The following is an 8737-nucleotide window of genomic DNA, read 5'->3' on the forward strand; positions in this document are numbered from 1 at the left end:
CTTTCATTGATTGTAACACGCATTGCTGCCATCGCTTTGAGTGTTACAGGAGTGTCCAGCGAAACAGCTCAGTTTCAAGCTCGATCTGCTTTTACTGGAGTTGGTTTTACGACGACTGAATCTGAATCCATACTTAAGCATCCTTTACGTCGACGGATTATCATGATGCTCATGTTGTCTGGTAATCTTGGTATTGCCACTATCATTGCCACAGGTGTTCTTTCGTATTTCAGTACATCAACCTCACATAACTGGTGGATCAATTTGTCCGTTCTGACTCTGGGAATCATCCTGCTCTACAAAGGAGCCACAAATAGTCGGATTGAACGCTGGTTGAACCTGGCCATTGGCTGGGGTTTGAGAAAATGGACCCATCTGGATGTGAAGGATACCGTCACGGTCCTCCAATTGGAAAATGCATTTGCTGTTTCTGAACTTATCATAGAAGATGGGGATTGGCTGGCAGGTAAAAGCTTAAAGGACTCGGCTCTTTCTGCGGAAGGCGTCCTCATTCTCGGCATTCACAGACAAGATGGGTCATATCGGGGTGCACCACGAGCGTATGAGATCATAAATTCAGGAGACACCCTTGTGCTTTATTCGAAACAGAAACGCGTTGAGGAACTGGATACCCGCATCAAAGGGTTTCACGGTGAAATTGCTCACCGTGAAGCGGTTGAAGCTTTCAAGGAAGATCAACTCGATAATCAGAATGAAGAACTGGACCAAAATTCAAAGCGGGATGATCCTTCTCTCCCTCCAAATTCGAGTAAGCGATGAATAATTTCGATACACAAACTATTACTGACCTGATGAATCAAATTTACGCCTGGTTCCTTGATCATATTCTGATCTGGACAAACCTGGTGCAATTATTGATCATTGTTCTGGTTTTGGGGGTAAGTCTTTTAATCAGCAAGCGTCTTCAACCAGTTTTACAGAAGCGTTTGAGTACGTATGATGGGTCAAAAATTGCCATCTCAAAATTCCTTGAAACCATCCTGAATCAGATTGCTGGCATTCAACAAGTTCTATTCTTGTGGGTTGCTGTCCTTATCTACCGGCAGCTTGAAATCCCCCATCTCTTTCTTAATCTGGTCTTAACCCTGCTTCTGGTTTGGGTGATTATCCAAATCATCTCTGTAACTATCCTCGATAAATTTTGGGCTGGATTTGTCTCAATGACAGCCTGGGGACTGGCAGCTCTGAGTATTCTTGGCATTCTCACGCCAATGATTGAATTTTTGGATAAGATCGGATTCCATCTGGGGGAAGTGCATATTACGGTTTTAGCCACCCTTAAAGCGATAATTTTTCTCGTCATAGCACTCCGTCTTAGTAAATGGTTTGGTGGATATTTTGATAAACAAATCAGCCGATTTGACCAACTCTCTGCCTCTTCTCATGTACTTATCAGCAAAACGATCAGGTTTTCGATTTATTTCTTGATCGCCCTCATTGTCCTGGACAGCATTGGAGTGGATCTGACAGCCCTGGCTGTTTTTGGTGGTGCCCTTGGTGTTGGTATTGGATTTGGTCTGCAAAAGGTGTCTTCCAACCTGCTTAGCGGTATTATTCTCCTTTCTGACAGATCTATCAAGCCAGGTGATGTGGTGCAGATTGGTGAAGTATATGGGTGGATTTCCAGCCTAAAGAGCCGCTATGTAAGCGTTGTAACCCGTGACGGGCACGAATACTTGATTCCAAACGAGGATTTAATTACACAGCAGGTGATTAACTGGTCCTACTCTGATAAAAGGATCCGCTTGAAAGTTCCCTTTGGGGTGGCTTACAAATCGAATCCACACGAGGTACGTGCTCTGGTAATTGAAGCAATGAATGATGTCCCCAGAGTACTCAAGACACCGCCTCCCATGTGCCTCATGACAGGTTTTGGAGATAGCTCTATTGATTTGGAGCTCAGATTCTGGATAGATGACCCTAAAAATGGGACGACAAACATCCAAAGTGATGCCTTGTTTCGCATCTGGGATACGCTTAAGGAAAATGGAATTGAGATTCCATTCCCGCAGCGTGATGTACACCTCCATAAAATCGCATCGGAAGAGAATTAACTGTATGACTCTCTTTCATAGGAGGACACCAGGAAGGATTCATGTAAATATTTTGCAGGTGGGTCTTCATCAGACCCGGTAATGATTAATTGATAGAAACAATCACCAGTAAGGGTATGTATTATGAAAGTAACTAAAATTTTTCAAATGTGTGGAATTGTGACGTTGACTGTCTTAATGATGGGATGTGCTGGAGGTAGTAGTGCTTTGGTCCAGGAGAAGGACGCTGAGCTTGAGCGTCTCCGTACCGAATTGGATCAGCTTGAGAAGCGTCTGGAAACTGAAAAAAAAGTGTCCAACGAATTGAGTTCCAAGCAGGGTGAGTTGAAAGAGACACTGAAGCTTGAGCAGCAAAAAAAGCAGAACTATTTAAATGAGATTGAACGCCTGAAAGCATCTGAGAAAAATCAATTTGTTATTGGAAACAGAATTGTTCTCACCAATGCTGTTGTTTTCAAGGGTGGCAGCGCTGAGCTCAGCGAAAGGGGTCAGCTCTACATGGCCGAAGTGATAGAATCACTGAGGAAATACCCTGATCGAGAAATCTTGATTGAGGGTCATTGTGACAACGTACCAATAGCTTCCGGTTATCGTTGGAAATACGCTAGCAATTGGGAACTCTCAGCAGCAAGAGCGCTTAACGTCTTACATTATTTTGAGAAAAATAGCAGGCTGGATCCCGAACTTCTGGGAGCAGTAGCCTACGGGGAACATCGACCTATTGCCAGCAATAGTATGGCTGAAGGTAGGGCACAAAACAGACGCGTTGAGATAGTTGTGGGGAACTCTGTAAAATAGACGATTTAAAAATAATTTCTCAATCGCTGCATCTTCACCGCAGTTACACTTCCCCTGGCTGACTATCTATTTGCGTTTTACCGAGATTGGGAATATCATTTTTGAACACCAGTGTACGATAAGGGAATGGAATCTCAATGCCCTCGGCATCAAAGCGCTTCTTAATGGCTTTGTTGAGATCACAATGCATTTCGAAGGCAGCAATCTGATTCTCGGCCCAGACATATGCCTTCAGCAAAACCGCTGAATCCCCAAAACCTAGCACCCTCACTATCACTTGTGGAACCCCTCCTTCTATCTCTTCAGGAGTACGCACATCCAGACTCGAGGAGTGGGCAACTGCTTCCTCTTGAATGATCCTGATTGCCAGATCCACATCGGAGTCATAACTGATGCCTAAATCAATATGTCGTCTGATCCGTATGTCTCCCATGTTGGAATTGATAATGGTCTCACTACTCATTACCGAATTGGGGATCACGATGCGGCGGTTCTCAAAATCTCTGATCACGGTATGCCTCAGGGTGATGTCCTCCACAATACCGTGATAGAGCGATCCGATCTTGACCACATCATGGACTGAGAGTGGTTTGAAGATGACGATGAAAACACCACTGATCATGTTCGCAAAGGCTGCCTGGGAAGCGAACCCAACAATGGCCGCAAAGATTCCCGCGCCTGCCAGCAAACCCACAGCTAGCGTGCGTAGGGATGGAATCATATAAATGCTGAGTCCTAATGCCAGGACATAGATCGCTGCTGAAAGTATATTCTTGAAAAACTTATAGTTGGTTGGGTCCACCTTTAACTTTTCGGATGCACGATCCAGATAACGGCTTAGAAAGAAGCGCAACAGCCTGATGGCTATAAACGCTGATATCAATATGGCACCAATAATCAAAAATGTTTGCAGGTCCATTAGATGTCCCATCTCCTATAAATTGTTCGGATCAATCACTTTTGGCCAGGTCAAGTTCCCACGGATCAAATCGTACTAGTCCTGGCCCTGTTCCATCACCCATAAGTTGACAGCCAGAGCTTACGCTTCTGATGTTGGATTATCATCAGGTGCCTCTACAACCAGCACACTAGAGGCAAGCTCTTCAGAAACCCACTGCTCGAGACCATCATCATCAGACCTGATTTTCTCCAGATCTGTGGGATCGTAACCTTTGGGAAGTTTTGCCAAATTGCATATGGGTTCACCCGGACTCACGGCAGGTAAGCTGGTCATTCCTACAACAACACCATCAAAAGGAGCGTATAAAATATTCTGATCATCCCCCAGTAAAGTGGTATTTGTGACCAGGGCTTGATCCTTTGTAACCATATCACCCGGTTTGATGTGAAATTGTAGGAATCCACCATGCTCGGCACGTATCCATTTTGATTTCTCAACCACAATCTGATAGCTGGGCCGCTCAGCAGGTATGTCGATCATACCCAGGCTGCGGAGTACATTTTTTATCCCTTTGACAGCGGTCTCAACGATACTTGGTTCTACTTTCCATATCTCTCCACCCTCCATAATAATGGTCGGGCATCCTGCTTTGCACGCCTCACGACGAAATCCGCCAGTAGGACCAACCCCATTGAGAATGAGATCTGAGCCAAATGACTTGGCCAACCTGCGAACCTTGGGGTTGGTCATATCCCCTCTCACATTGGGGTAATTAGTTCGGCGAATAGATGCAGTATGGAGATCAATGCCAAAATCACTCCTGGTAACAATTTCATTAAAAATCTTATGCGCCAATCGACTGGCCTGGCTACCGCCAGAAGATCCTGGGAAACAGCGATTCAGATCTCGCCGATCTGGTAGATATCTGGAGTGTCTATCAAAGGCTAAAATATTTAGGACGGGAACCAGAATGAGCGAGCCTTTAAGCAGTTCAAAATCAGGATCCTGAATGATATGTCGAACCGCACCGGTTCCATTAATTTCATCACCATGCAAAGCAGCGGTGATAAATACTACGGGGCCATCAAGTTTTGCCCGTCTGATATGGATTGGAATTGTGACCGTCGAGCTGCTATAGCTTTCACCAACATTAAGAAACACATCACGCTCCTCACCGGGAGCAATGGTTTCACCGAACCACTCACCAATTGGTTTACGTTCTCTTGTGCTAGTCATTTCCAATAATCTCCAAAGGTGCCGGTGCTTCTTTAGCCAGCTCTTCTGCAGACTTTAAGACTTCTTCCGCCGCCGGTAAGTCAGGCAGGGTTTTTACATTTTTGCGTCTCTTCTGCCTGGTCTTCTCTGGAACAAGGTGCCGCATGAGCTCTAGCTTGCCGAAGCAAAGCAAGCGGTCTTCAGGCTCCAATACTCGACTCGCCTTGGGATTTGGGATGACGGTGATGCCGCGGTAGAGTGTTAAAACATTAATATCCTTCTCTCTCAAGCCAGATTCGGTGATCGTTTTACCCACATACTCTGACCCTTTATGGATTATTAATTCTGTAACACCATATCCTTTGCTCACTGTTAATCGCTGGCGTATATCAAGATCTGGGAAGTTGACCTGAGCTGCAATATGGTCTATGATTGCACCTGCGATATCCAACTGGGTACATCCCTCTATTCCTTCTAAACCAGGAGACGAATTGACCTCCATGATCTGAGGTCCATCATTGCTTTCCAGTAAATCCACACCTGCTACTCGAAGTCCCATAATCTGGGCTGCACGTACTGCAGTTTCATGATATTCCTCATTGAGAACAACCTGCTCGGTGCGTCCACCTCGATGAACATTGCTGCGGAATTCCTGACCCTGCGCAACCCTGCGCATGGCTGCTACAACACGATTCCCAACAACAAATGCCCGAATATCTTTGCCCCTGCTCTCAGCAACAAACTTCTGGATCAACACATTCTGTTTTTGACTTTGGAGCATCTCAATGATTGCTTCTGCAGCGCTGATGGTCTCAGCTAAGAGTACACCAATACCTTGTGTTCCCTCCAACAATTTGATCACAACTGGAGCACCTCCAACGCGATGAATAGCTGGCAACACATCTTTTTTATCTTTGACAAAGGTCGTCTGGGGTATGCCTATGTGGTGACGACTCAAAACTTGCAAGCTTCTCAGTTTGTCCCGTGATGTGGCAATACCAGCCGAGGGATTGGCACAAAATACATCCATTTGTTCAAACTGTCGGACAACTGCTGTCCCAAAATAGGTAATTGAAGCACCTATCCTTGGGAGAACTGCATCATACGCGGACAGTTGCTTCTGACGGAAATATAGATCTGGATGCCCTTCCTCAAGATCGATGGCAAACTTAACCGTATTTAACACTTTGACAGTATGGCCTCTTTGAACTGCTGCCTCACGTAAACGACGTGTGCTATAGCAGCCTGGGCTGACAGATAGTATTCCTAATTTCATAATTATTCCTTATTCCTTCTTCTTTTGGGAAGATTTATTTTTTTCTTTTTGCGTAAGGGTTTGCCACCATAGTATGAATTACCGGCATCAACGAGAAAACGACCTCGAAATGCCTCACGCCCCAACAGCATTCTAAAACCCATATTATCCCGACTCGCCAGTGTTAATTCCACAGGACAGCTTTTTCCAAGTAACTCAACTTGAGTGATGATAACTGGGCGGCTGGCGGATTTACCGTTGGAACTGCGGACATTTCGAAACTCCAGCACTTCAGCCTCCGCTTCAACAGTTCGGTCTGATTTTCGTTGTGCTGGGTGTATCTTGAAGCTCACCCATGTCTTCTCAGCACGTTCAAAACGGTGTAAATCAAATACATGCAATGAGGATGATCGGGCACCAGTATCAACTTTTACTTTGATGGATTTGATTCCAAAGTCAGGCAACCCGACCCACTCTCTCCACCCGATAACTTCAATTGGCTTTTTTGGTGTCTTTTTCATCATATTGTGATTTACTACTAACTTTGTGCCCAAATTCCTAATAATAATTTACTTATAGTAAGATAAAAATTACCCATCCATATCGTTGCACTGATTTCTATGAAACCCAGCAGGGGTCAAGGAAACATTACGCTGTGAAACTGTGGCAGGCGGAGTCCTCCGTTTCGATAACTCAAAGTGATCCCATAATGTGGATCAGACAAACCGTATTGATTTTCTGTAAACCAGAAAGCGAGACCCACCCTCTCTTTATAGACTGACCCCACCTGTAATCCTGCCACCGGACCGTAATTAAAGTGCGGCTCCATAACAGCAGAGGGTCGCAGGTAGTGAGCATAACCCAATCGTAGGGTTACAGAGCCCCTAAGGGGTAACCTGTCATTGCTGAAGATTCTGGCACCTTCTACACCCATGCGGAAGTTTGTTGGCCCTGCCCCCAGTCGCAAAGCAGTCGTTGAGTATGCTTGAATAGAGTTGTTTTTGTGAGACAAAACTTCATAAGCAGCTCTGGCATACAACAGTCCACCAACACGATTCTGAGACAAGTAAGGTAAATCGACTTCTCCATATCCCTGTGAGGCATGGAACTGGTTTTGAAGCCAAGCACCTCCCAGGGAGCCTCTCACCAGCAGGCCACCGCTAATTTTAAAGAGCCAGGGACCTCGTCTGAATTCTTGAGAATAGCGACCTGCCACTAAATCAAACCTGTTATTGGCCACTCTATTTGTAAAGATGGCATAATACACTTCCAGGCTGCGCCAGAGAATATTATCACCAAGCCCTACTTCAAATCTCCAGCTTGCAGTCATGAAATCATCATCACCAGGAGGAACAACTCCTTCCAGCTGCTTTTGTAAACCAAAATTATCATTCCAATAGCTAAAGCTGAACTGTGGATTTTGATGTGTCGACACATCTGAACCATTGGCATTTATCACTAGTGAGCTGAATAGTATAACAGCTAAGATGGATTTATACATGTAGATCCGGTTGCTTAAAAAATGACCTGCAAACCCAGGGAGCCCAGGTATTGCTCATTATCCGGTCGAAATGTGTCATAAAAATTGTAGGCATAATAGACGCCTGCGAAATTTTTCAATCCTTTTCTGAAAACATTAAATCTCACCAGCCCCTTGCCTTCCCAGTCACCACTTTCCCTCAACCAACCGGTGAGGTCTGAACCAACAAAATACGCCCATTTATTGAACGAGCCGACCTGAAAACGGACACGTCCACCAAGCTTCATTTTATAATCATGGTTGCGGGACGTCCAGATCGTTCCATCACCCCGGCGAAAAATTCCAACATAGGCTCGGCCATCCAGATGATTCAGGAACTTATCCCTGTTCTTTTTATACTCCTCCCATATGTAGAGGTAATTCGAGCCCTTACTCCCCACCGATAATTGGAGACTATTCATCCAGACGGTACGACCAAGTGTCGCGCGACTTACACTGTGAAGGGATTCATGAAGATAAGCAACACGCAGCATCCAATTATTGAATTCATATCTGAAATCAGGGCTCAGGGTATAAATCAACATATCCAGGCCAAAACCGCCAACTTCAGGTGAATTGGAAATCAGGGTTTTATTCGTGGTCAGAAAACTAAAATACATCTGATTCCAGCGTATCAGGTCTGTTAGGGCTGTCAAATCTACCCGGTAGCCTGCATTGGTGCTTGCAGTCCGATCAAAACCGTGGGCATGCGGTGCAATTAGAATATACCCCTGGGTGGCCATGACAAGATCTGGTCCTGCCTGTACCGAGGAAGCTGATACCAAGAAGAAGAGAAGAAGCAGATGCTTCAAATGGTTTTTTATTTTCAGCATTACTAGAAGAGTATCCTTAATCCCAGGGAACCCAGACGTTGCTCTCGGTCCTTGATGTAGGTATCATAGAAATGATATTCATAATAGAGACCCATATAGTGCATTTCACCTTTCAACATCACATTGAGAGTAAATTCCCCT

The 8737-nt window shown here is 45.1% G+C and carries 10 protein-coding genes; 3 read left to right on the plus strand and 7 right to left on the minus strand.

Annotation, left to right across the window (positions count from 1 at the left end; all coding sequences use genetic code 11):
- From ISR87_14850 to ISR87_14860, 3 genes are all read left to right on the plus strand, one after another.
- Nucleotides 1–780, plus strand: a 780-nt coding sequence (locus ISR87_14850) for a TrkA C-terminal domain-containing protein (protein ID MBL7026719.1), incomplete at its 5' end; no start/stop codon positions are given.
- A complete protein-coding gene (locus ISR87_14855) occupies nucleotides 777–2075 on the plus strand; it encodes a mechanosensitive ion channel (protein ID MBL7026720.1) in 1299 nt (432 codons plus the stop codon). The genes ISR87_14850 and ISR87_14855, both read left to right, overlap by 4 nt.
- A gap of 123 nt (nucleotides 2076–2198) precedes the next feature.
- Nucleotides 2199–2873, plus strand: a complete 675-nt coding sequence (locus ISR87_14860; GenBank protein ID MBL7026721.1) for a flagellar motor protein MotB — start codon at nucleotides 2199–2201, stop codon at nucleotides 2871–2873.
- Nucleotides 2874–2916: 43 nt separating this feature from the next.
- On the opposite strand, the gene ISR87_14865 is transcribed toward ISR87_14860, so the two are convergent.
- From ISR87_14865 to ISR87_14895, 7 genes are all read right to left on the minus strand, one after another.
- Nucleotides 2917–3804 (minus strand): mechanosensitive ion channel family protein, encoded by an 888-nt coding sequence (locus tag ISR87_14865; protein ID MBL7026722.1) that lies wholly within the window; start codon nucleotides 3802–3804, stop codon nucleotides 2917–2919.
- 108 nt (nucleotides 3805–3912) lie between these two features.
- On the minus strand, nucleotides 3913–5010 hold the full coding sequence (locus tag ISR87_14870) for a succinylglutamate desuccinylase/aspartoacylase family protein (protein ID MBL7026723.1): 1098 nt from the start codon (nucleotides 5008–5010) through the stop codon (nucleotides 3913–3915).
- Nucleotides 5003–6265 (minus strand): RimK family alpha-L-glutamate ligase, encoded by a 1263-nt coding sequence (locus ISR87_14875; protein MBL7026724.1) that lies wholly within the window; start codon nucleotides 6263–6265, stop codon nucleotides 5003–5005. The genes ISR87_14870 and ISR87_14875 overlap by 8 nt, the downstream gene beginning before the upstream one ends.
- 2 nt (nucleotides 6266–6267) lie before the next feature.
- Complete coding sequence (locus ISR87_14880; GenBank protein ID MBL7026725.1) at nucleotides 6268–6765, minus strand: ATP-dependent zinc protease; 498 nt, start codon at nucleotides 6763–6765, stop codon at nucleotides 6268–6270.
- Between the two features lie 116 nt (nucleotides 6766–6881).
- Complete coding sequence (locus tag ISR87_14885; protein MBL7026726.1) at nucleotides 6882–7745, minus strand: hypothetical protein; 864 nt, start codon at nucleotides 7743–7745, stop codon at nucleotides 6882–6884.
- Between the two features lie 14 nt (nucleotides 7746–7759).
- On the minus strand, nucleotides 7760–8596 hold the full coding sequence (locus ISR87_14890) for a hypothetical protein (protein MBL7026727.1): 837 nt from the start codon (nucleotides 8594–8596) through the stop codon (nucleotides 7760–7762).
- A gap of 2 nt (nucleotides 8597–8598) precedes the next feature.
- Nucleotides 8599–8737 (minus strand): hypothetical protein (locus tag ISR87_14895; protein ID MBL7026728.1); only part of this gene is annotated, 139 nt, incomplete at its 5' end.

This window comes from Candidatus Neomarinimicrobiota bacterium (assembly GCA_016784545.1).
Lineage (GTDB): Bacteria > Fidelibacterota > UBA8477 > UBA8477 > JABMPR01 > JABMPR01.

Bases quoted from the DNA above. Each gene is read 5' to 3' on its own strand.
- ISR87_14855 (MBL7026720.1), top strand. From the start codon at position 777: ATGAATAATTTCGATACACAAACTATTACTGACCTGATGAATCAAATT.
- ISR87_14860 (MBL7026721.1), top strand. From the start codon at position 2,199: ATGAAAGTAACTAAAATTTTTCAAATGTGTGGAATTGTGACGTTGACT.
- ISR87_14865 (MBL7026722.1), bottom strand. From the start codon at position 3,804: ATGGGACATCTAATGGACCTGCAAACATTTTTGATTATTGGTGCCATA.
- ISR87_14870 (MBL7026723.1), bottom strand. From the start codon at position 5,010: ATGACTAGCACAAGAGAACGTAAACCAATTGGTGAGTGGTTCGGTGAA.
- ISR87_14875 (MBL7026724.1), bottom strand. From the start codon at position 6,265: ATGAAATTAGGAATACTATCTGTCAGCCCAGGCTGCTATAGCACACGT.
- ISR87_14880 (MBL7026725.1), bottom strand. From the start codon at position 6,765: ATGAAAAAGACACCAAAAAAGCCAATTGAAGTTATCGGGTGGAGAGAG.
- ISR87_14885 (MBL7026726.1), bottom strand. From the start codon at position 7,745: ATGTATAAATCCATCTTAGCTGTTATACTATTCAGCTCACTAGTGATA.
- ISR87_14890 (MBL7026727.1), bottom strand. From the start codon at position 8,596: ATGCTGAAAATAAAAAACCATTTGAAGCATCTGCTTCTTCTCTTCTTC.